22 protein-coding genes are annotated in these 20840 nt (G+C 56.1%); 8 read left to right on the forward strand and 14 right to left on the reverse strand.

From position 1 onward, the window contains the following. Positions 1 to 18 precede the first annotated feature (18 nt). The 3 genes from ACQG1Y_RS24410 to ACQG1Y_RS24420 form a co-directional block, all read right to left on the reverse strand. Positions 19 to 303: a helix-turn-helix transcriptional regulator gene (locus ACQG1Y_RS24410; protein WP_001247107.1), complete on the reverse strand. Its 285-nt coding sequence runs from the start codon at positions 301 to 303 to the stop codon at positions 19 to 21. A gap of 111 nt (positions 304 to 414) precedes the next feature. Then, positions 415 to 1185: a DUF2285 domain-containing protein gene (locus tag ACQG1Y_RS24415; protein ID WP_003092318.1), complete on the reverse strand. Its 771-nt coding sequence runs from the start codon at positions 1183 to 1185 to the stop codon at positions 415 to 417. Between the two features lie 342 nt (positions 1186 to 1527). Then, positions 1528 to 1875 (reverse strand): DUF2958 domain-containing protein, encoded by a 348-nt coding sequence (locus ACQG1Y_RS24420; RefSeq protein WP_016487838.1) that lies wholly within the window; start codon positions 1873 to 1875, stop codon positions 1528 to 1530. Between the two features lie 287 nt (positions 1876 to 2162). Here ACQG1Y_RS24420 and ACQG1Y_RS24425 point away from each other — a divergent pair, with 287 nt between their 5' ends. After that, positions 2163 to 2456, forward strand: coding sequence for a helix-turn-helix domain-containing protein (locus ACQG1Y_RS24425; protein ID WP_006379425.1), 294 nt, complete (start codon positions 2163 to 2165; stop codon positions 2454 to 2456). Between the two features lie 312 nt (positions 2457 to 2768). Here the strand turns inward: ACQG1Y_RS24425 and ACQG1Y_RS24430 are convergent, their stop codons facing one another. The 4 genes from ACQG1Y_RS24430 to ACQG1Y_RS24445 all read right to left on the reverse strand — a co-directional run bounded on the left by ACQG1Y_RS24430 (position 2769) and on the right by ACQG1Y_RS24445 (position 7107). After that, on the reverse strand, positions 2769 to 3083 hold the full coding sequence (locus tag ACQG1Y_RS24430; protein ID WP_001273857.1) for a DUF736 domain-containing protein: 315 nt from the start codon (positions 3081 to 3083) through the stop codon (positions 2769 to 2771). Positions 3084 to 3858: 775 nt separating this feature from the next. Next, positions 3859 to 4068: a hypothetical protein gene (locus ACQG1Y_RS24435; RefSeq protein ID WP_022580212.1), complete on the reverse strand. Its 210-nt coding sequence runs from the start codon at positions 4066 to 4068 to the stop codon at positions 3859 to 3861. Positions 4069 to 4129: 61 nt separating this feature from the next. Next, positions 4130 to 6199, reverse strand: coding sequence for a ParB/RepB/Spo0J family partition protein (locus tag ACQG1Y_RS24440; protein WP_000994919.1), 2070 nt, complete (start codon positions 6197 to 6199; stop codon positions 4130 to 4132). Between the two features lie 80 nt (positions 6200 to 6279). Further along, positions 6280 to 7107: a DUF932 domain-containing protein gene (locus ACQG1Y_RS24445; protein WP_003092327.1), complete on the reverse strand. Its 828-nt coding sequence runs from the start codon at positions 7105 to 7107 to the stop codon at positions 6280 to 6282. 392 nt (positions 7108 to 7499) lie between these two features. On the opposite strand from ACQG1Y_RS24445, the gene ACQG1Y_RS24450 reads away from it, so the two are divergent. Beyond that, positions 7500 to 9956: an ATP-binding protein gene (locus ACQG1Y_RS24450; protein WP_001223964.1), complete on the forward strand. Its 2457-nt coding sequence runs from the start codon at positions 7500 to 7502 to the stop codon at positions 9954 to 9956. A 66-nt stretch (positions 9957 to 10022) separates the two neighbouring features. Here ACQG1Y_RS24450 and radC read toward each other — a convergent pair whose 3' ends face one another. The 3 genes from radC to ACQG1Y_RS24465 all read right to left on the reverse strand — a co-directional run bounded on the left by radC (position 10023) and on the right by ACQG1Y_RS24465 (position 13144). Then, entirely contained in the window at positions 10023 to 10532 is a 510-nt protein-coding gene (gene radC / locus ACQG1Y_RS24455; RefSeq protein WP_003092330.1) for a RadC family protein, read from the reverse strand. A gap of 351 nt (positions 10533 to 10883) precedes the next feature. Then, positions 10884 to 11948 (reverse strand): PDDEXK nuclease domain-containing protein, encoded by a 1065-nt coding sequence (locus ACQG1Y_RS24460; protein WP_426737296.1) that lies wholly within the window; start codon positions 11946 to 11948, stop codon positions 10884 to 10886. Then, positions 11945 to 13144 (reverse strand): tyrosine-type recombinase/integrase, encoded by a 1200-nt coding sequence (locus ACQG1Y_RS24465; RefSeq protein ID WP_001062689.1) that lies wholly within the window; start codon positions 13142 to 13144, stop codon positions 11945 to 11947. The genes ACQG1Y_RS24460 and ACQG1Y_RS24465 overlap by 4 nt, the downstream gene beginning before the upstream one ends. A gap of 88 nt (positions 13145 to 13232) precedes the next feature. On the opposite strand from ACQG1Y_RS24465, the gene umuC reads away from it, so the two are divergent. Beyond that, a complete protein-coding gene (gene umuC / locus ACQG1Y_RS24470) occupies positions 13233 to 14513 on the forward strand; it encodes a translesion error-prone DNA polymerase V subunit UmuC (RefSeq protein WP_227629130.1) in 1281 nt (426 codons plus the stop codon). Between the two features lie 45 nt (positions 14514 to 14558). Here umuC and ACQG1Y_RS24475 read toward each other — a convergent pair whose 3' ends face one another. Beyond that, positions 14559 to 15368, reverse strand: a complete 810-nt coding sequence (locus ACQG1Y_RS24475) for a DsbA family protein (RefSeq protein WP_072102643.1) — start codon at positions 15366 to 15368, stop codon at positions 14559 to 14561. 262 nt (positions 15369 to 15630) lie between these two features. On the opposite strand from ACQG1Y_RS24475, the gene ACQG1Y_RS24480 reads away from it, so the two are divergent. Continuing rightward, entirely contained in the window at positions 15631 to 16086 is a 456-nt protein-coding gene (locus ACQG1Y_RS24480) for a hypothetical protein (protein ID WP_235123450.1), read from the forward strand. 59 nt (positions 16087 to 16145) lie between these two features. Here the strand turns inward: ACQG1Y_RS24480 and ACQG1Y_RS24485 are convergent, their stop codons facing one another. From ACQG1Y_RS24485 to ACQG1Y_RS24495, 3 genes are all read right to left on the reverse strand, one after another. Next, positions 16146 to 16406, reverse strand: coding sequence for a hypothetical protein (locus ACQG1Y_RS24485; RefSeq protein ID WP_052686388.1), 261 nt, complete (start codon positions 16404 to 16406; stop codon positions 16146 to 16148). A 195-nt stretch (positions 16407 to 16601) separates the two neighbouring features. Further along, complete coding sequence (locus ACQG1Y_RS24490) at positions 16602 to 16994, reverse strand: hypothetical protein (protein WP_045340377.1); 393 nt, start codon at positions 16992 to 16994, stop codon at positions 16602 to 16604. Positions 16995 to 17018: 24 nt separating this feature from the next. Next, positions 17019 to 17768, reverse strand: a complete 750-nt coding sequence (locus ACQG1Y_RS24495; RefSeq protein WP_045340375.1) for a thioredoxin fold domain-containing protein — start codon at positions 17766 to 17768, stop codon at positions 17019 to 17021. A 147-nt stretch (positions 17769 to 17915) separates the two neighbouring features. Between ACQG1Y_RS24495 and ACQG1Y_RS24500 the strand changes: the two genes are divergently transcribed. From ACQG1Y_RS24500 to ACQG1Y_RS24515, 4 genes are all read left to right on the forward strand, one after another. Continuing rightward, a complete protein-coding gene (locus tag ACQG1Y_RS24500; RefSeq protein ID WP_000494968.1) occupies positions 17916 to 18455 on the forward strand; it encodes a lytic transglycosylase domain-containing protein in 540 nt (179 codons plus the stop codon). Positions 18456 to 18537: 82 nt separating this feature from the next. After that, a complete protein-coding gene (locus ACQG1Y_RS24505; protein ID WP_045340373.1) occupies positions 18538 to 19095 on the forward strand; it encodes an HAD domain-containing protein in 558 nt (185 codons plus the stop codon). 123 nt (positions 19096 to 19218) lie between these two features. After that, positions 19219 to 20280 carry an HNH endonuclease signature motif containing protein gene (locus ACQG1Y_RS24510; RefSeq protein WP_045340370.1) on the forward strand — a complete coding sequence of 354 codons (1062 nt, stop codon included), beginning with the start codon at positions 19219 to 19221 and terminating at the stop codon, positions 20278 to 20280. 9 nt (positions 20281 to 20289) lie between these two features. Further along, positions 20290 to 20796, forward strand: coding sequence for a YrhA family protein (locus tag ACQG1Y_RS24515; protein WP_045340367.1), 507 nt, complete (start codon positions 20290 to 20292; stop codon positions 20794 to 20796). The last annotated feature ends 44 nt before the right edge of the window (positions 20797 to 20840 follow it).

A 20840-nucleotide genomic window follows, 5' to 3' on the forward strand; every position in this document is an offset into this window, starting at 1 on the left:
CCACCCACGCGCCGACGATCAGCGGCCATCACGGTAGTCGCCCGCGTGGCGCTCGGCGTATTCGGGATCGGACGTGGCCTCGTAGCTGCGCTGGTCGGCCCAGGCATCGAGGTCGGACACCGCGTACATGACGCGGCGGCCGAACTTGCGGAACTTGGGGCCGCCGCCGATCACCCGCTGCTTCTCCAGCGTGCGCGGCGACAGCCGCAGGTAGTCGGCGGCTTCGTCGTTTGTCAGGTAGCGTTGAGGCTGCGAGGTCGCAGTGACGGCAGCGGCGGCAGGCCGCGAGGGAGCAGGTCGCATGGGATGTACCTCCATCAAGCCCGGCCACACCACGCGGCCGGATAGAGGCACTCTCAAGAAAGCAAGGCTTCTTGCTAAGGGACGATTCGCACGGGTCGAGAAACGTCCCCCCTAATGCGACGGGAACATTGGAAGCTGCGCTAGTCGGCGGTAGCCGCCGTGCATCAGCTCATCGCCGCGGCGTACCAGCCGCCGTACGCGGGCACGCAATGCACTGTCTTTGTGCCAGTCGGCCGCGACGGCATCCGCGCCGAACAGACCTTCGCCCACCTCGCGCAAGGAGGCTCCCGCGAGGGTCGCGTCGAGCGCTTGCAAGGTATGCAGTTCCAGCAGCGCGGCGGGCGTGGGGCGGGAGCGGGCTGTTGCCACAGGCGTGGCCACGGTTGCGGCAGATAGCGCATCCAGCTTCGCAGCGAGCGTGCGGTAGCGCGCACAGGGCGTGGCGCAGGCGCGTGTGGCGTAGAGATAGGCCGAACCATCTTCCAGGTCGGGTGCGAGTGCCAGCCGAACGCAGCAGCCTGGCCAATGCGATACGAGCACCAGGCGCTTGCCGTCGTGGGTCAGTTGCTTGCGCCCAGGAATGCGCCAGAACTCGAAGGTATGCGCATCGGGTGGTGGGTCGGCGTCGGGGTATAGCTGCACCACGGCATCGTGATCGGGGAACCAAGCAGGATGTGCGTCGCGCGCATCCAGGCCGGGATCTTCCAGCAGGCGCAGGCCCCAGGCCTGCGCCGCATCAGGCTTGCGACGCCGGCGTAGCCAGTCGCGCCGGTAGCTTGGATTCCTGCGCAAATACTCCCAAGCCAGCGCTGGGCCATCGAGGTGCAGCGTGTAGAGATACGCGGCCGTGGGATACCAGTGTTGGCTGCTGCGGTCAGTCATGGCGAAACCTCCCTGTTTCTGGGAACGTCGCCACAATTCCGCTGTGCGGGAGCTATCGAATCGCCATCAAGTGGTCATCAAACTCGGGTTACGCTTTAACTGCTGGTGTCAAGACAGATTCGCTCCAGTGCATTGCCGAAATCGTCTAAATGCGACGACTGCACCGCCCGGAAATGGGGTGCAGCATTGAACACCGTGCCGAATCTCGCGCCTGGCATCATGACTGTTTTGGTCAGGAGCGCACCACCCTGGTGCAAGCATGCGGATCAAGACTTGCCAGGTCTTGGCTAAGACCGAAATAGTCACAATGCGATACTTTTTGCCTGGTCGCGCTGGAATGCGTCAATCGGTGATCGAACCGTTTTCCTGAGCCAGTCGAACGTATTCCGACAGCGGCCGCGTCGGCTGGAAATACCGATCTCGTATCACGGGCTGCTTGAGCGGCCCGACGATGGACGCCAGATCGGACAGCTTCACCGTCGCCAGGGCAGGCATCCCGATCCCGAGGTCGATCAGGCCGTAGGCCGTATCGCCATCGGTCGGATCGAGCGCGGCCAATAGCCAGGTCGCATGTGCGTCCGGTGTGAACAGGCGCACCACGGGCAGCGGGTCACATTCCTGGCCTGCGGCGCGGGTGAGGCCGTGGGCCAGTAGGTGCACCCGGTCTTCCTCGGTGACAAGCGTGGTCAAGGCCGCGCCCCTTCCACGAACACACGCAATCGCCGAGGCGCATCTGTGCCTGCGGACGGATGCACGTATGCGCAAGCGCACGAAGCCGCAAAAGCGGAGAGGCACGAAGGCGTATTGGTGGAAGTCAGGAAAGACACGGATGCGGTTCCCTGGGTCTGAGGAAATCCGCAGATGCGGATCTCCGTAAAAGCACGGAAAAGGAAAACATCACCACCAAATGAACACTATAGATTGTAGTCCTATAGGGCGCAATGGGCTGTCATCTTGGTTTTTTGGGGAAACCATAGGTGGCAGCGAAGAACTCATTGGCAGCGGCGATTCGGACGGTAAGGAAGGCGCGTGGTTTGAGCCAGGAAGCGTTCTCCAACGTGTCCAGTCGCACCTACATGAGCACGCTGGAGCGCGACCTGAAAAGCCCAACCATCCAGAAGCTGGCCGATCTGTGCGAGGTCATGGAAGTGCATCCGCTCACGCTGCTCACATTGGCTTATGCCGGTGACAGCACCCGCGAAGCTGATGAATTGCTGGCACAGGTGCGCCAGGAACTCAGGGCGATATTGGAAGAGCCCGACACGCCTTAGCGCGTTGGCGTGTGGTACTGAATTGCAGCAAGCGGAGCGCGCAGCGCCGCAGGCGCGAAGGCGTGAGGGATTGAAGCCGGATGGCCGTGACGGCTTGCCGGCACGGGGCGAAGCCCGAAAGCCCGGCGGCGCTTACAGCGCCGACACGCCACACACCGCTCGTTGACACGGATTGCGAGCCACAAGGCACGCATGCAGGCCCGCCGTGACGGGCGTATCCAGCACGCGGCAGCAGCAGAAATCCTGCGCGTGCGGTGCTGCGATCAGCAGCATCGCGCCCCGCCGCAGTGGGCGGGACGCGGTAAGCGGCTGTCAGGCCGCCTTCGGCTTGTTGCGCGACCAGATCAGGTCGTGCGTGCCGTCCTCGTTCTCGATCAGGCGGGCATAGACCGTCGCCGGGAACGAAGGGTCGTCGATGGATACGGACAGGTATTCCCGCCCGGCCTCGCTGGTCTTCTTCCACGCTGCGCCGACTTCGTGGCCAGCCGCTTGCAGGTGGAAGTCGGGGGCGTTCTCGGTGTCGCCCTTGTCGTTGGGAACCAGCTTGACCTTGACGTTGAGCGTCAGGGTGCGAAGCGTGCCGGTGAAGCCGTCTTTCTCTGCGGTGAAGGTGCCGATGTTAGCCATGATGTTTCTCCTTTCGGGTTGAACAAGGTCGCGCCAGTGCGTCCTTGTTGTGATCCGGCCGGCGGGGGATGGGCTGGTCGCACCGCACAGCGGTCGCAACAACGTGGAGAACCTGGAAGCGAAAAGAATTTGTCCCGCGAGGAATGCGCGCAGCGCAGGGGAAATTGTTTTCGCTGCAAGGTTGCGGCCATCAAGCACAAGGCGCAGCCGCGCCACCGCCAGGATTCACAACAAGACAAGGACGCACAGGCCGCCCGCTCCCGAATGGAGACGTGGCCAACTCGGCATCCCCGCGTGACGGCTGCACCGGCTTGCGCCCTGACGCGGGCCAGGTCAATGCCCCGACGACAAGGCCAGAGCGCCCCTGCCGCAGCTCACGGCCACATACTGAGGCGTGGTGTGGAAGCTCCATAGAAGCGAGGCTGGGCGGCGTGTCGGTGAACCGTCTTTCGTGACGTACAGACAACGAACCGCCAGCGTCGGGGACGGCACGCTTTCGTGCAACCTGCCGCAGCAAGCCGGGGCGTAGCCACACCAGCCCCGCCCATTGCGGCGGGGCTCGGTCGAATCGTTGGCGGCGCGATGCGCCGCCACACTTGCTGGCTTCGTGGATTTCGCGCACGAGCGCCCTTGTGCGTGGCCCCATCGCCGCCTGTCCGAAGGCGGCGATGGGGCGTTTTGGCTTTGAGCAGTGAAACCGGGCGCGGCCACCGCCGCGCCCGGAGTTTTCGACCACCGGCCCCAAGGCGGCACGGCTTGGGGCCGGTGCGGCTCGTTATTCCTTGGTTTCGATGATCCACCACACGGCGCGCGGCAAGGCGCGGCCCGTGAGGGGATGCAGATCGGTCAGGTCGGCGCGGGCCGTCCAGCCACGCGGCGGACGGTAGCCGCGCACGTCGCCGTCGCCGTGCCAGCGGCGGGCGCGCACCGTGCCGGAGGCATAGGTCGCAGCTATGCGGGGGCGGTTTGCGGGTTGGTGGGTCATGGCAGGCATCCTCAACATGAAGCGCCCCGGCCGGAACCGGGGCGCTATCTACGGTGCGAAGTCACGCGGCCAAAGCCTCGGCCTGCGGCTGGTCATCCGCCACGGCGGCCACTTCTTCCTGTGCTTCGGCTTCGCCATCCGCCGGCGCGTCCTGCCCGGTCTGCTGCGGGCCTTCGGAGCGGAAGATGGCGGGCATCCAGCCGGTGCCAGCGGCCAGCCGTTCGGCTTCGCTGGCAATGTCGCCCTTCTTCAACTTCGCCAGTCGGGTGACGTGCGAGGGCGCGAACCCGCCAACGGCTTCCAGAATCGCGGCCTTCGGCACATGCCGGAAGTAACCCTCATTGGTGGGCTGCCACCACGCGGCCATATCCAGCCCCACGGCCTGCGCCAGTTCCGCGCCGGGCTGGTGCGGCGTGGCGCGAGGCGTCACCACGTCCACCGTGGAAGCTAAGCACACGGCCAACAGCCGCACCAGTTCATCCTGTGATTTCGCCAGCAGCGCGGCGAACAGTTCGGCGCTGTCCTCCGGCAAGGTTTCGCCTGCCACCTGTTGCAGTTCGCGCAGCGCCACGGCGGCGGGTGATTCCGGCCAGTCCGGGGCCATGCCTTCCAGCCGGTCTTGCACCGTGAGGCGCACACCCAGCGGCAGGTCGTGCCCGTAGTGCCTTTCCTGCAAGACGGTCTGCACCATGCCATGCACCACGGCGGCCAGCGCTGCTTGCGGATGCCGTGCAACTTCGATTTGCAGCGCAGCGGTACGGTGCGCGCTCAACCGCTGCGCCAGTCGGTCAGACATGGCGGCGGTCTTGGGCTGCTCGTCGTCCTCGCCTGCGTCCTCGTTCGCGGCTTCGCCTTCGCTGCCGAAACCCTGCCGCAGCCGCTCCAGCGTGCGCAGTGCCTTGGCCTCCGCTTCGCGCAGCAGCCCGCGATGAATCGCGGCCTGCCCGTCGCGGTCGATGGTGACAATGGCACCGGCTGCGGCCTTCACGTTGGCCGCATAGTCCAGCAAGCCATCTTCCAGCGCCTGCAACTGCTCGCCCAGGCGTTCGCCTTCTTCCTGCAAGGCATCGGCCTTTTCCTCGTCCTCGTCGTCCAGCGCGGCATCCACCGCCTCGGCCAGTTCGTGCAGCTTGGTTTGCAGCTTCTCGATGCGCTGCGCGTCGCGCTTGTTCGGACTGCGGCGTTCCCTTGGCGCACGCTGGAAGGCTTGCAGATCGGCATGGGTCATGCCCGGCGTGGCATCCACCCACGCCCAGCCCTCGGCCTGCACCTTGGCGGCGATACCTGCCAGCTTGTCCTGCGCCAGCCGTTCCAGCAGTGCGGCATCGGTCAGATACACGCCTTTGTCGCCCTCCGCGAACAGGTCGCGGCGGATGCCACCGCCTTCCTGCTCGTAGCCGTCCAGCCCGACAAAGCGCACCAGCGGATGCCGGTAGGCGTCGATTTCGCGTTCGGTCAGGCGGTCGCGCAGGTTGTGCGGGCCGCGCTGCCATGTGGGCGCATCGTAGAACGCGGCTTCCTGCGCAGCATGGTCGTCGGTGATGGCGAGGGCCATCAACTGGTCAAGGCTCACGGCCTCGGCCCGGTAGTCGGCCAGCAGGCGCGGCGACACGTTGGCGAGTTTCAGACGGCGCTGCACCACCAGCGGCGTGACGCTGAAATCCGCTGCAATGTCCTCGATGCTGCGGCCTTCGGCCACGAGCGCGGCGAACGCCTCGAACTGGTCGGCGGGGTGCATGGCTTCGCGCTGCACGTTCTCGGTGAGGCTGGCCGTGCGGGCGGTGCCATCGGCCACCAGCAGGCAAGGCACCTCCCATTCCTTGCTAATGCGGTGCTTTTTCGCCAGCAGCTTCAACGCTGCGAGGCGACGGTCACCGGCCACGACCTCGTAATGCTCGCCATCGGCGGCGGCAATCACGATGAGGTTTTGCAGCAGGCCGACACGCTGGATGCTGGCGGCGAGTTCGGGAATGGACATGCGCGGGGTCTTGCGCACGTTGCGGCCAGTGGGACGCGACACCAGCCGCGACAGCGGAACCAGAATCAGGTTCTTGGTCGGATCAGCGGCTTCCAGCGGGATAGCGGCGGCGGTGTTGATGGCGCGGGCTTCGGTTTGGGTAACGGCGTTCATGGTGATAACTCCTATCGGTTCAGGGATGCAGCAGCGAAGAAAGCGACAAGGGCTGCTGCCTGCCCCTGCCGCGTGGGGATTCAGGCTTTCAACTGGCGCATGCCATCGGCCAGCAGCCAGAGGGCGCGATTTAGTCGGATGTTTTGGTCGATGCCCTGCACCGGGCGGGTTTGCTGTCGGCGCCCGTTGGCGCTGCGGCCACGCAGCCCGCCTTGGGTCAGGTTTTCTTGGGTGCGGTTGAACACGCTCCACAGGTCGGGGCGGCGGTCGTCGAAGCGGCGCGGCATCAGGATTTGCGATTCCGTGATGGGCGCGGGCTTGTCGGGGTCGTCGTACTTGAGGGCGAGCGCGGCGCGGGCGAACACTTCGGATTCGCCATCGTCCAAGGTGATGCCGCGCATGGCATCGCGCGATTCCTTCACCCGATCGAAACCGCTCAAGACTTCGTAAGCCCCCTCAATGACCAGACCGGCCACGTCGCCTTTATGGGGCACTCGCACATCGGCCACGGTGTTGCCGCAGACAAGGCCATTGCTGCACACGAACCGGAACATTCCGGCCAGCATCTGATAGCTGCTGGTGCCGTCGTGCGAGTTCAGCAGCACGATTTCGTTGGCCTCCGCGCCGTTGATCTGGCTGGCATGGCGCAAGCGAATCATGTGTTTGGTGTGCTCGCGCTTGCCTTCGTCGCGCACGCGGGTTTGCGTCACCATGAAAGGCTGGAAGCCTTCTTTGCGAAGCTCGGTCAGCACGGCGGCGGTGGGGATATAGGCGTACCGCTGCGAACGGCTCTCGTGCGGGGCATCCGCGAAGATGGACGGGGCCACGCGGTGAATCTGGTCGTCGGACAGCGGGTAATCGCTGCGCAGCGAGGGGGAGCGGAAAGCGAAACGGGATGCGAGTTGCATGGTCTTTCTCCTGACAAAAGAGGTTTGCTGTTCACACCGCACACCGGATTTCTAGATTCGGAGCCCAGCCTTTCGGCTGTTTGGTGCGGTCGGCACGAGGAACCCGGTTGGCCCTGTTGCCACCGTCTTTCCTGAGTTCATCGCCCGCGCCCAAAGGAGCGCGCGGACGGGGGCCGTCAAGGAGCCAAGCGCAGGGTTGGTGCGGCCCGCAGGCGCAGCCGAGGACACGGCCCTGCGCGCCTTGACGGCACACGGTCGCGGGCTACGGTCGCGGGTAAGGTGATGAAGTCAGGGGAGACGGCTGGACAAGGCAACGGCCATCCCTTTGTGCTGACCGCACGCAAGCGAAGCGCGCAGGCCCGAAGCTGGAAGCCGGGCCGTAGGCGTCAGCGATGCGGAAGGCTGGCGAAGCCAGTCCCGCCAGGGATGAGCGACTAGCGAACCTGGAGCAGCGCGATCCGCGAAGCGGAGACGCAAGAGGACTCTTCGTTTACCATTTGTTTCGCAAGCAAATGATGGGAAAGCAAGAACACGGAGATATAGAGATGATTGTCTGCATCAACCGCCTCAAACAGTTCGGAATCTTCAGCGACTTCAATGGAACGAAGATCCAAAAGTTCGGCCGGTACAACCTGGTCTATGGTTGGAATGGAACAGGCAAGTCAACGTTATCGAATCTATTCTCTTGCTTTGAGCTTCGCTCGATGGTTCCCCGCTTCAGCACGGGCCAATTTTCAGTAGTTCTGGAGGATGGCTCAACGATCACGGAATCCACACTCCACTCATCCCAATTGAATATTCATGTTTTCAATCAACGCTTCGTGCATGAGAACATTGATTGGGACAAATCCGTAAAGAGCATCCTTCTTATTGCGAAAGAGAAGATTGATGACTTGCAGAAGCTGGAGAAGCTGAAGAGCGAGCTTCAGTCGAAAAAGAAGGCTCACGACGACAAGCAAAGCGATATCAAGAAGCAGCGTGAGGCATTAGAGAAGTTCCTGACCAATGCTGCCAAGAAAATGAAGCTTGGACTTCAGGCGATTGATACGAGCGACAGTTATTACTTGAATTACGACCGCCGCAAGCTCTTCAACTTCATACAGAATAACGGCGAGACAATTATCAAGGCGGAGTCGGTTCTTCCAGATGAGAGGGTTATCGACCTTACGAATGCCGCCAAGCCAGATCAGCTTCCAAGCATTGCTTTCGCCTCAACGGCCATTGAGCCGGACTACTTTAAGAAAGCGGCGGGCCGCATCAGAGATTTGATTGGGACTACGGCGGTCAATCAAGCAATCCAGCGGCTGACCGATAACCCGGAAATCCGCGAATGGGTTCAAGCAGGCTTGGAAATCCATAAAAACCACGACTCGCAATCCTGCGAGTTCTGCGGCTCTCCGTTCGCCCAGCTTCGTGCCGAGGCGCTTGCTGCCCACTTCAGCAAGGAGTTCACGGAGTTTCAGAGCCGACTTCAGAACGCGGCGACATGGATTGAATCTCAAGGCGCTCCAGCTAATCAGTTTCCCGCATCGACCGAGTTTTATAAAGAACTATCGGCCGAGGCAGAGAAGCTTCAAAAGGACTACGCAACTGCTGCTGAAAAGATCGACCAGCAAATCGACGCCTGGCGGGAAGCCCTGAAGGCCAAGATCACAGACCCTGGGAAGACAGACATTCAGATCTCGGATGTGGTTGAAGACGATGTCACCAATTTCAATGACATCCTGAAATCGATTGTTGCTCTCGTTGGAAAGCACAACAATAAGACTTCAAATTTCAAATCTGAGACCTCAAAAAGCAAGGTGGCACTGGAGCTTCACTTTGCTGCGGCTGAGGTGCAAGAGTTTGACTATGCTGGAAGTGAGAAGAAGTGCAATGACCTTGAGTCAGAAGCAAAGAACGACCATAAGGAAATTGAAAAAATTAGTCTAGAGGTCGGAGCCATAGAAGCGGCGCTCTCGAATGAAACGGTCGGGGCAAAGGAGTTCAATGACATCCTGCATCGCTTCATTGGCCGCTCTGAGCTTTGCCTGAACTTCAATCAGAAGAAGAAAGGCTATGAGATCATCAGAAACGGGGTTGGTGAGCACGATGGGAATTTGAGCGAAGGTGAGAAAACTGCGATTGCATTTGTCTATTTCATCACGAAGCTCAAAGAAAATGGAAATAACATCAAGGATACGATCGTCGTCGTTGACGATCCGGTCTCAAGCTTTGATTCTAATCACTTGTTTCACGCCTACTCGTTTTTGAGAACGCAATGCACTGAAGCCAAGCAACTTTTTGTGCTGACTCACAACTTCACTTACTTTAAGCTAGTGAGAGACTGGTTCACTGGCACCAATAGGAATCGAGTCAAAAAAGGCAACGCCGAGAATTGCTTCTTTTATCGCCTGGATGCGCCACCTGGCTCCCCTCGTCACTCCCTACTTGTGGATGCCGACGACTCACTCAAGAACTACGGTTCCGAGTACCACTATATCTTCAAGAAGCTCTACGAATATAGGGCGCACACAACACTCAATCGAGATGAGGCGTTCTTGACCGCCAACCTCGCCCGAAAGCTTGTTGAATCGTTTTTCACCTTCAAATATCCAAGGCGTCGAAGCGACATTAGTCAATTGATGGAGGCTGGCCTAAAAGATTGCACCATCACGACACCAGAGCTTAAAGAAAAAATCTACCGCTTTATCAATAAGTATTCACATAGCGACGTTATTGAGATAACAGAGGAATCCGCAGAAAACTTGGCAGGCGAAAGCCACAGCGTCATCGGGAACATCTTCCAGTGGCTGGAAGAGGTGGACAAGAAACATTACGACGAGATGATTCAGGTTGCGACGGCCTGAGCATCAGGCCGCGAGGGCCATAGCTATGCCACCAGGCGCAGCAAAAAGGGGCCGAAGCCCCTTGGGCTAGATCAGCCCATGCTCGGCGAACGATGCCGTTTCGTTGCCCGCAACGATGATGTGATCGAGCACGCGCACGTCCACCAGACCCAACGCTTCCTTGAGCCGCTGGGTCAGCGCCCGGTCAGCCGCGCTCGGCTCGGGGTTTCCGCTCGGATGGTTGTGCGAAACGACGACCGCCGCCGCATTGAGCCGCAGCGCCTCCTTGACCACTTCGCGCGGATACACCGACGCACCGTCAATAGTGCCGTGGAACATCTCCCTGTATTCGATCAGACGATGGCGCGTATCCATGAACAGCACTACGAACACCTCATGCTCGAAGCTGGCCAACTTTGTACGCAAGTATTCCTTGACCGCCGCCGGCGAAGTGAACTCTGCTCCGCGCCGCATTTTCCGGTCAATGACCTGGCGCGCAGCTTCCAGAATGTCGTCGGCCGATGCCGGTAGATAGCGCCCGTGCGCGTCGCGCACCAGCAGACAGGAATCGAACGAGGGAAAGGACAGTTGCGACATGATCGTGCTCCGGTTGCTCGGGCGGAATTGCCCGGAACCGGCGGCAGCACGGCGCAGCGCAAGCAGTCAGGGGTCGCAGACGGCCGCCAGGACGCAAGCGCGCATGGCGCGCGCCGCCCTTGACGGCGAGAACGCCGTGATACGGTGAAGGGAACAGCAAGACCGCCCACACCCGCCCACTGCACAGAGTCGATTTTTGGCAAGCGGAGCGCGCAGGCCCGGATCAACGAGCCGGGACGGAGGCGTCAGTGATGGAAGCCCGACAGGGGCGAGACTCGCGCAGCGAAGCTCGATGCGCAGCACGACAGCGCGACGGCGGCACGCCGGGACGCCCGACTGCTTGGGACAGGACTACTCGTTGTCCGTCTTGCGCTGCTCGATTTGCAACTGCGCCCGTTGCGTTGCCTGTTGCAGCCGCTCCACCAGCACGCCCCTCGGCGGCAAGGCGGTCAGATACTCGGCAACGTGGATGCCGGACTTGTCCAGCTCCAGCAATTCGATCTGCTCGCGCTTCTTGCCGGTGCAAAGGATGATCCCGAGCGGCGAGGCTTCCTCCGGCTCCCGTTCGTGCTTGTCTAGCCACCGAAGGTAAAGCTCCATCTGCCCTTTGTAGGCCGCCTTGAAGTCACCTACCTTCAACTCCACCGCAACCAGCCGCCGCAGCTTGCGGTTGTAGAACAGAAGGTCAAGGTGGAAATCCTCGTCGTCGATCGGAATGCGCTTCTGCCGGCCGACGAATGAGAAGCCCGCGCCCAGCTCCAGCAGGAAGGACTCCATTTCACGGATGATCGCCGCTTCCAAGTCGCCTTCCTGCCAAGTGTCCCGCAGGCCCAGGAAGTCGAGGATGTACGGGTCGCGCATGACCAGGGCCGGCGACATGCGCTGCGCATCGCGCAGGGTCGCCAACTCCTGCGCTATGGTTTCTTCCGGCTTTTGGGAAAGCGCCGTGCGCTCGTACAGCATCGAGTCGATACGCTCGCGCAGCGTCCGCACGCTCCAGCGTTGGGTGCTGGCCATCTGTGCGTAGTAGTCCCGCTGGAGCGGGTCTTTCAGCGGCATCAGGGCGATGAAGTGCGTCCAGCTCAATTCTCGTATCAGTGATACGAGAATTCGCTCGTCGGGGAAGGTGGCGGCGAACTGCACCATGCGGCGCAAGTTCTGCTCTGCAAAGCTGCTGCCGTACTCCTCCACCAACTGCGCAGCCAAGGTGGGCAGAACTTCCTTGCCGTAGGCGCCCCGGCGCCTGTCCAAGACCTGCGTGTGGATGCGTTGGCCGATGCGCCAGTAGAGCATCGTAAGCTCGCTATTCACCGTCGAGGCGGCGCGCAAGCGCGCCGCCTCGATCAGTGCCCGAATGTCGCCCAGCAGCGCCGCGGGCGCTGCGAGCGATGCTGCTGATGGCCGGCGCCCGTTCATGCCACCGCCTCCGCAAGCTGCCGCGCGCCCGTGATGGCTTGGCGGCGGCTGGCCACCAGCTCGGCCGCCTCGCGCACCGGCTTGTCCTCGGTGTGGACGTAGTGCATGAACATCGCCACGGTCTTGTGGCCCGTCAGCTTCATTCCCACTTTGGTCGGCACACCGGAATTGGCAATGTCGGTGGTCGAGCGATGACGGATGCCGTGCGTGCCTACGTGCGGCACGCTGGCGGCCTTGAGCGTCCGGCACCAGCCGCCATAGTGCTCGCCAAAGGTCAGGTGCTTGGCCGGGTCGTTCGGCGACGGCAGGACGTAAGGGCAGCCTTCCAGACGCGGCGCCGTCGAAAGCAGCCGATAGGCTTCCTCGCTCATGGGCTTGGAAATGCCGCCAACCTTGCTGTCGGGCCACACCACGCGCCGGTTCTCGAAGTCCAGCCAGCTCCATTCGAGCGGGCAGATTTCGGAGCGCCGCGCCGCAAACTCGAATTGCAGCCGGATCGCCAACGGGATGACGTAGTTCTCCAGCCCCTCCGCCTCCAGTTTCTCCAACTGGCGGAAGATCCGCACCATTTCCTCGTCCACGATGAGCCGGGTTTCCTTGCCCGGCGGGTACATCGGGACGTGGCGGCACGGATTCGTGCCGTCCGGGCGGAAGCCCCAGACTTCGGCCAAGTTGAACATCTTGCGCAGCACGCCGAAGGTCTTGTTGGCCTCGGTCGGCTTGTAGGCCAGCTTTTCCATGAGCCCCGCAATGTCGGGCCGCTTCACGTCATGCACCTTCTTGCGGCCCAGCAGCGGGATGATGTTGCGGTCGATGACGCCCTGGTAGCCGTCCTGCGTGCTGACCTTGTTGCGCTTCTTGGAGTAGTCCTCCATGAACTTTTTGCACAACTCGGCCATCGTGGGCGCCTTGCGCGCCTCGGCCTTGGCACCGCCGGGATCACCACCCCGGCGAACCTCGGCCAGCCAGTCCTGCGCTTTGACCCGCGCCTGTTCGACGGTTAGCTCCCCGTAGAGTCCCAGCGAGGGCTTGCGGGGCTGGCCAGAGTTCGTGCGGTACTGGAGCATGAACACCCGGCGTCCCGTCGAGGTAATCTTGCAAAGGAAGCCGGGCACGACGGTATCCCGTAGTTCGATGTCCTTCGCCTGGGGTTGCGCCGACTCTACGGCGGTCTTGGTGAGCTTGATCTTTGCCATGATGACTCCTTGGAACGACCCGGATTCCAGGAGCCAGATAGGAGCGGCGCGAGGGAGAACCGGGTCAAGTTTCAGAAAGCACCGGCATATGATGGAAGCGCGTAAGCTATTGATAAACCTGCTGTATCGGGCTACGTCGCAGTCCAGCGAACTACCGGGCTGGAGTCATCGTGAAACAAAAAAGCCGCTCATCATAGCCAGCAATAACGATTCGTCCGTCATTGCAATGAATAAACTGGCTAAAAGCGTTGGTATTAAGCGTGGAACCCCAATTTTTAAGTGCAGGGATTTGATTCAGCAACACCGGATCGAAGTCCGGAGCTCTAACTTTACTTTGTATGAAGACTACTCAAATCGCTTCCATGAAACGCTGGAAAGCTTCGCGCCTCAATCGAGTCGATATAGCATAGATGAAAATTTCATGTTATTGAAAAAAATGAACAAGTTAATAGATTACGAAGATTACGGCCGGTTGATCAGAAGTACACTTCTTCATAATCTGTCCCTTACCTGTGGTGTGGGTTGTTCAAGCACCAAAACCCTGGCTAAATTATGCACCTATGCGAGCAAACGATGGGCAGCTACAGGCGGGGTTGTAGTTTTGACTGATCAGGCCAGGATCAGGAAGCTCCTGAGCCTTATCAGTACCAGAGAAATATGGGGTATTGGTCGAAAGATCAGTGAACGCCTGTCGGCTTACGGGATCATCACTGCCGGTGATTTTTATAAGAGCGACGTTCGCTTTTTACGTAAAAGCTTTGGCGTTGAAATCGAGCGTACCTGGCGGGAACTGCATGGCGAACCATGTTTCCGGCTGCACGAGTCCCCTCCTGTCAGGCAACAGATTATCGTTTCCAGAAGTTTTGGTCAGCGCCTTAATGAGATAGGCAAGCTACATGAGGCAGTTTCATTTTTTACCGCCCGGGCGGCAGAGCAGCTGCGCAAGGATGGCTCGTGGACCCGTCAAATCACAGTCTTCATTCAGAGCAGCAATTATGCGCAAGGTGAAAACCGCTACAGCAATTGTGGTATCGAGCCGCTTACCGCTACACAGGACACCCGCGATCTGGTTGATGCAGCCATGACCATCCTGAACCGCATTTACAGACCTGGGATAGCGTATGCGAAAGCAGGGGTAATGCTCTCCGCTATGACTGACGGCACAGAGCAACTCAGCCTGTTTGATGCGCGCCCGGCCAGGCCTGGCAGTCAGGCACTGATGAAAGTTATGGACCGGTTCAATAAAGAAAAGCGCGGATCTTTGTTTTTACTGGGGGAAGGCATTCAACAGGATTTTCGTATGAAGCAGGCCATGCTATCACCGAGATATACGACCCGCTGGGATGAATTACTCGTTGTAAAAGCGTAGCGGCCATGTCCGGCATGGCCGTACTCATCAAAAGTGAAAGTAACTTTAGGCCCCGCGAGCTTTTTCGATTGCGCCCTGCAAAGTTGCTGCGTCCATAGCCCCGGGGATAAATGTGGTAGTCGCCGCATTCGGCTTTTTCATATTCATAATGATGAAACCGGGTGTGCCGGTGATCCCGAGCGCTTCGCCCAGCTGCATGTTGCCGGAGATCACGTTTTCATACCGGTTTTTTTCCCTGTCAGAAAACGTGCTGTTAAACCCTGACTTTTCCATCACAGTATTAAAGTCAGTGAGTTCGAATTTGCGTTGAGAGGTCATGAAGGTATGAGCCACAGCCATCAGGTTGTTGTGGTACTTACGATAGGCTTCAGCACCGAAATTCTGATAGACGTGCAGACCCGTAGCGGCCCCCATGGCAGATACAGGTTTTGAACCGGCAAAAATCGGGAATTCTTTAAAGAAGAATTTTACATCTTTGCTCTGATTCATCACCGATTCAACAACAGGTGTAACCCGCATGCAGTAAATACACTGATAGTCGAAGAACTCGATTACCGCGACGTCGGCGTCATCAGGGCCGATGTTTGGCGTCTCCTTGGTATCCAGCAGAGCTGGCGCATATGGAATTATTCGTTCCACTGAGGCACTCACGTTCTGATTTTCCAGCGCCTTACCTGCTTCCACTAAATAATGGGGATTTTTTACCAGGTAAGTAGCGGCAATTTTGCCAATTTCTTCCTCACTGAGCACCTTCGGTTTAAAATAAGTTGCCGTGATTAACGCCGAGGCAGCGGTAGCAATCACCGCAGAAATTAAAATCGTGGCCATCGGTTTTAAATAAAATTCTTTAGACATAGCTACCTTTATGCTTTTCAGCCTGTTAGTTATTAACCTGCGATGGATTATACTGGCCCGGTAAATCGGAATTATTCGTGAAACAATGCTTTTTGGAGATTAAAGGATGATTAGGCAGGGCTTTATACTTACAACCGCAATGCTTTTGAGTGGTTGCGGATATCATTTCGCAAACCAGGTAGATGCGTACGATCTAATGCCTCGTCCTGTTACAAATAAAAGGTTTCAGATAGTCCCTCTGGATGAAAGTATTCAGTCCAGAATGTTTTCAGGCCGTTTTGCTGATGGATTAGCAAAAAAAGGAGTCATTATTTCCACTCACCAGCCAGATTATGTGCTCAGGTTCCGAATCAGCAGCTCACAGGAGAACATGCAGTATAGCGAGCAGCTTCTTACTGGGGTGACAGGCTACGTTGTAGATAAAAAGACAACTAGAACTGACAAGCATGGCGAATCGCATACTGACTATGACTACAAGCCAGTCGATGGGGTAATAGGCACTGAGACGATGTCGCAGATGCACTATATGCGACAGCTGGATGTCGAGGTATACCCGTCAGCGAAAGGAGCAAAGCAGGTTCTGAAAGTGAGTATGCAAAGCAATGCACCTGTGCCGTCAGACAGCATTGCTTATTCAGCAATGATCGACGCCTTTACTGATAAATTTGATGCGCCGCTGCGTTCCGGAAATTATGTTGCAGTGATCCCCTGGAATTGAAAGCAGACGGCGGGAAGAGAATGTTCAAAAGTGACTTTTGGACACGCACATTAACGTGGCTATCGCCCTCCCCCATTAAAATCATAAAGTCGGTAAAGATCGCCCATCGTGATGGAATTGGGCTTATTAATGAATAGATACTGTAACTGTTCTTTATGTTGAGTACTGGCAGCTGCATTCATAAGCACTTCCAGGTAGAACCTGTAGCCTATGCTTCGCTCTGAATACATATACTGGAACTGCATCAGTAAAATGCCTGACATAACATACAACAGCAGCAGACTGAGTAACACAGTGCTATCAGGCTGTTCCAGTGCCATACTGACATACCCTGAACCCAGAATGCACAGAAGCCACCCCGTCATTAGAGCAGGCACCCTACGACTCAGACGTTCATAACAACGTTTTATTACGGGATCCCGGAGATACTTTTTGTCAGGTATCCCCGTTGCTCTGATGACGAAGTTACTGAGTATCGACATCTTTTTTCCTTCTGGACGCTCTCAGTCAATAAATCAGGCCAGGCGCTCATTGAAAGCTACCACGAGCTGCGAATCGGGATTTTTTACCAATTCGGGCCGGATAACTTTTAGTTGCCTCGTTGGGGCGAGCTCATCTGTAGGCCTGATGGTGGTATTACCCGGCCCCTTGCGGGTACTGTCGGTGTTTACCTTGAGCTTTTTATTTCCCAGGTAGCTTTCCATCTTTTTAGAGATGGTGTCACCTGTGGTCGCAACACCAGAGAGTTCCTTTAGTTGTTCACCTTGATCCATTTGTACCGATGACATCAGAAATCCGATTCCGGGATCGTTATCCGTTCCACAGGCTCCGTACTGACATTGTGCAGCGAAAACGGGCTGTACACCTACAGCAACCAGCATTAACGTACTCAGTAAAGTAGATTTCATACACACCTCTTACAGTCGGAAAAGTTACTTTTGCGCAGCGCCCATTTGGGTCACCAGGTTTTCCGGGCTCAGCCACCCCGTAAATAACTGCGGTTTGCCGCTTAGTGTCACCATGGTAGGAGTACCTTGCAGCGGGATTGTTGAGGCCACCTGGAAATGCGATTTGATAATGTTTAAGCAAGCCTCATCAGGACGTCCTTCCGGGATAGTTGAAACCGGATTCATCGCTGCATCCAGAGCTTCGTTTGGCTTTGCTGAACACCAGATTTTGGCCATGTTCCCGGCTACTACCGAGTTCAGTCCTGCACGTGGGAATGCAAGAAACTTAATCGAAATACCGGCATCAAGATAAGACTTCAGATCATGATGCAGTTTTTGGCAGTATCCACAGGTTATATCGGTAAAGATAGCAAGCCGGTATTTTTCGTTTGGTGATTTGTAGTCGATGGATTTTGTTTTGGATGCGAACTCCCGGACGCCCATTAAAATGGCCTGCTCAGTGGTGTTTACCACATCTTTACCTTTCACGTGGAATAAGCTTCCGGTAAAGATGTAATCTCCGTCTTTGCTCACGTAACTTACCCCCTCCCTGGAAATCACCGTAAAAATATCTTTTACTGGCGAGGGTTCGACGTGCTCGATTGAAAGCCCAATGGCTTTGAGCTTATCCCGGGCTGCATCTGGCAGCATCATTGTATTAACCGGCTCGGCATTCATCGTGAAGGCGGTACTTAATGAAAGAAGTAATACCGATGCCTTAATAATTTTTTTCATTTATGCTCCTTAAATCGAGCACTAATATTATCACGCTCCAAAATTCCAGAATTTTGCTTAAACACTTAAATCAACGGGTAAAGCCGAAAGAAAGTCGATAGATATATGGGAGAATAGTTAAAACGTAGATTCAGTGGAGAAATCGTTGTGTTTACACCACCAGCAGATGATGTGAAACCTATTCCCGTTCCTGATGAAATTTACACTCAGTGCATAACGGATGCCGCCCGCTACTTCGGAATTGATGCTGAACTGGTTTTTACGTTGTTTGACAATGAAGGCGGTAAGGTTGGTACTTTCAGCAGGAATACTAACGGCACTTATGATATTGGCCCAATGCAGATCAACTCATCCAATCTGCCTGAAATAAAAAAGCATTTCCCGACGGTAACGTGGCGTGTTCTGGCTTACGATGCTTGCGCAAGTTTCTGGGTTGGAACATGGTGGCTCTATAGAAAAATTGTTGATCGCAAGGGCAATGTGTTTGAAGGGATTGCAGATTACAACAGCAAAACCCCAAAGGTACGTGCAAAGTACATATTTAACTTCATGGTAAAGTACAATCGTCGGATCCAGCAGCGTAACGGGATGGGTGAGCTTTATCAATGGACCCAGCAACCTCCTCGATACAATGGCCATATAGCTAAAAATGTCCCGGAGCAAAACCCGACTCCTGTTGTTAAATAAATTCCACCCGATATTACAGAAGATCATCGAGTGGCTTGGGTAAAACACCACAAATATTTCGCACTGACTCAGGAGTAATATATTGTCTTCTTCTGCAAGAAATTTATTTAAGACACTCTCCTCTTTCTTGATCCAGAAAAACCCTCATCATGAAGAAGTATGTGTTCATGAAGAAACAACAGCTGGTTTATGGGCCCCTCTCCCTGATTCGCATGTCGTGCTTTTCTTAGATTTCGATGGGGTTTGCCACAGGTGTAAAAATGAAACCTTTGAGCGAATGCCACTGTTAGAGAAATTGCTGGATAACTGCCCTGCCATGGTGATTGTTATCTCCAGCTCATGGCGTGAGTGCGCTAATACAAGTTATCTGAAATCTCTGTTCCGGATGCCTTATAGAGACAAAATCATAGGTGCAACCGGTTCGGTATATTTAAAACACGGACAGACTGGTGTGCGGGCTGCCGAGTGTGAGGACTTTGTCTTTTCACATCGAGTTAAAGCATTTATCTGCCTTGATGACGACGAATCATTATTTCCGGCCGGTTATCCGCATTTGCACAAAACCGATTATTATACGGGCCTCACCGAATCTGACCTTGCAGCTCTTAACGCAAGGTACCATCAGCTCATGGGACGCTGATGAACAAAGTAACTTTCCTTTTACCCTGTCACTGCTGATCTCGTACGCCCATCCACTTTAGGATTGATTGTTTTATTCCATACGCAATAATGTCTCATATGAATTCGACAAGAAAGGGACATTATGCTGCATCACTGTCAGGCTAAGTCACTGGATGACATATACCTTGAGGATATTCCCAACATCATACATCCGGCCACGGCGGTACATGACCTCGAAGATACCGCCCTGCCAAACCGGATTATTCAGGAATGGAATTTACCGCAGGGATATACACAGTTTGTCAGCCGGTATCACCAGTTCCACCATCAACGCCCCTGGCTCGCTTACCGCGATACGCTTGACGACATCAGATACGGTAAGATCGTTCTGCTTAGAAAAGACATAACCGGCAATACCGGGCCGGGGGTTATATCAAATGGCAACCTACGCAATGACCTGCCCATGTCCCTCTTGACCCGTCTGCGCGATATCATCTCTCGTCAGTTGAAACGCCCGGGGTATTACGTTCGATCAACGACACCAGCACAGCACGCCCAATCAACAAAAACCATTAATTCCAAAGCGGCTGGTCGTCTTCTCGCAGCTGGCGGGCTTTATAATGGAAATGTGGAGGGTTTTCGACATACGGCTGAACAACTTGGCGGCGAAGCTGTTGAAGGCTATGACCAAGTATTGAACGAAACAACTTCAGGTATGCTGGTTGCAGCGGCTTCACTTCTGGTTATCCGAAATCCAAGGTCTGCGGATGAATTGACAAGTTATCTCGGCAAGTACAAAAAAGCACACGTTTTGCTCGATGATATGAATGTTAGCGAATTGAACTACATGCGCCGAGACAGAGCTGAATATTTAGCTCTCCGTGGACAATTCAACAATACTGTACGCCCTAACTTCCTTAAATCACTTTCAGACCACCCAGATGCCCTGGCTACGTTTGAACCTAACGATTTGATGAAACTTGCAACAGGCAAGGTCCCCTCTGGGTGGCAGGTTCACCACAAGATCCCTCTTGATGATGGTGGCACAAACGCTATAGACAACCTGGTACTTATTCAGAATTCACCATACCATTCAGCACTGTCGAAAGCACAATCCATCATTACGAAGGATCTACCGTATAATTCAAGCACCAAAGTTTTATGGCCATCGCCGAACGGTGTTATCTACCCGGTAGGAAAGTAAGAGGCGCTCATGAAAGATTTAACTCAACTACTCAGCAGCCTAAAGAGGTTGATGGTTGCAGATGACTACCCTTTAGCCAGCCCGGTAGCCCCGGAGGTCTTGAAAGACTTAATCTGCAATCCGCCTCCAGTGGAGTGGGCAGATCACAAAAAGAGCGCCTATGTAGATATACAGAAACTCATTAAAACCAGGCTTGATTATGCCCAAGTGTTTAATGCTATGGATGGTTTTGAGTACAACGGACTTACGTTTTATAACCTTGTTCAGGCAGAGAACGAAAATCTATTGTGGTCAAATATTTACATACGCAACTTTGAAGCCCGAGACAATGAAATCTACGTTGACCCAAATCTCACTGATAAGGTGTTAATCGGAGAAGATGGCATGTCACTGTTCGCTTATAGTTTTGCAGACGACTGCTTTCAGATAAGAGACAAAGCATCTACTGATTATGTTATTGAATCTCATACAGAGTTTGATAGATTTTTGTCTTCACTGATTCAAACCGTTAGTTGAATGTTCCGCAAGAGCGGTACTTCTGAAAAAAAGGCCGCAAACAC

Source organism: Enterobacter cloacae complex sp. 397G4 (genome assembly GCF_050031515.1).
Classification (GTDB): Bacteria; Pseudomonadota; Gammaproteobacteria; order Enterobacterales; family Enterobacteriaceae; genus Enterobacter; species Enterobacter hormaechei_C.

Bases quoted from the DNA above. Each gene is read 5' to 3' on its own strand.
- ACQG1Y_RS24410 (WP_001247107.1), bottom strand. From the start codon at position 303: ATGCGACCTGCTCCCTCGCGGCCTGCCGCCGCTGCCGTCACTGCGACC.
- ACQG1Y_RS24415 (WP_003092318.1), bottom strand. From the start codon at position 1,185: ATGACTGACCGCAGCAGCCAACACTGGTATCCCACGGCCGCGTATCTC.
- ACQG1Y_RS24430 (WP_001273857.1), bottom strand. From the start codon at position 3,083: ATGGCTAACATCGGCACCTTCACCGCAGAGAAAGACGGCTTCACCGGC.
- ACQG1Y_RS24435 (WP_022580212.1), bottom strand. From the start codon at position 4,068: ATGACCCACCAACCCGCAAACCGCCCCCGCATAGCTGCGACCTATGCC.
- ACQG1Y_RS24440 (WP_000994919.1), bottom strand. From the start codon at position 6,199: ATGAACGCCGTTACCCAAACCGAAGCCCGCGCCATCAACACCGCCGCC.
- ACQG1Y_RS24445 (WP_003092327.1), bottom strand. From the start codon at position 7,107: ATGCAACTCGCATCCCGTTTCGCTTTCCGCTCCCCCTCGCTGCGCAGC.
- ACQG1Y_RS24450 (WP_001223964.1), top strand. From the start codon at position 7,500: ATGCGGAAGGCTGGCGAAGCCAGTCCCGCCAGGGATGAGCGACTAGCG.
- radC (WP_003092330.1), bottom strand. From the start codon at position 10,532: ATGTCGCAACTGTCCTTTCCCTCGTTCGATTCCTGTCTGCTGGTGCGC.
- ACQG1Y_RS24460 (WP_426737296.1), bottom strand. From the start codon at position 11,948: ATGAACGGGCGCCGGCCATCAGCAGCATCGCTCGCAGCGCCCGCGGCG.
- ACQG1Y_RS24465 (WP_001062689.1), bottom strand. From the start codon at position 13,144: ATGGCAAAGATCAAGCTCACCAAGACCGCCGTAGAGTCGGCGCAACCC.
- umuC (WP_227629130.1), top strand. From the start codon at position 13,233: ATGATGGAAGCGCGTAAGCTATTGATAAACCTGCTGTATCGGGCTACG.
- ACQG1Y_RS24475 (WP_072102643.1), bottom strand. From the start codon at position 15,368: ATGTCTAAAGAATTTTATTTAAAACCGATGGCCACGATTTTAATTTCT.
- ACQG1Y_RS24480 (WP_235123450.1), top strand. From the start codon at position 15,631: ATGTTTTCAGGCCGTTTTGCTGATGGATTAGCAAAAAAAGGAGTCATT.
- ACQG1Y_RS24485 (WP_052686388.1), bottom strand. From the start codon at position 16,406: ATGGCACTGGAACAGCCTGATAGCACTGTGTTACTCAGTCTGCTGCTG.
- ACQG1Y_RS24490 (WP_045340377.1), bottom strand. From the start codon at position 16,994: ATGAAATCTACTTTACTGAGTACGTTAATGCTGGTTGCTGTAGGTGTA.
- ACQG1Y_RS24495 (WP_045340375.1), bottom strand. From the start codon at position 17,768: ATGAAAAAAATTATTAAGGCATCGGTATTACTTCTTTCATTAAGTACC.
- ACQG1Y_RS24510 (WP_045340370.1), top strand. From the start codon at position 19,219: ATGCTGCATCACTGTCAGGCTAAGTCACTGGATGACATATACCTTGAG.
- ACQG1Y_RS24515 (WP_045340367.1), top strand. From the start codon at position 20,290: ATGAAAGATTTAACTCAACTACTCAGCAGCCTAAAGAGGTTGATGGTT.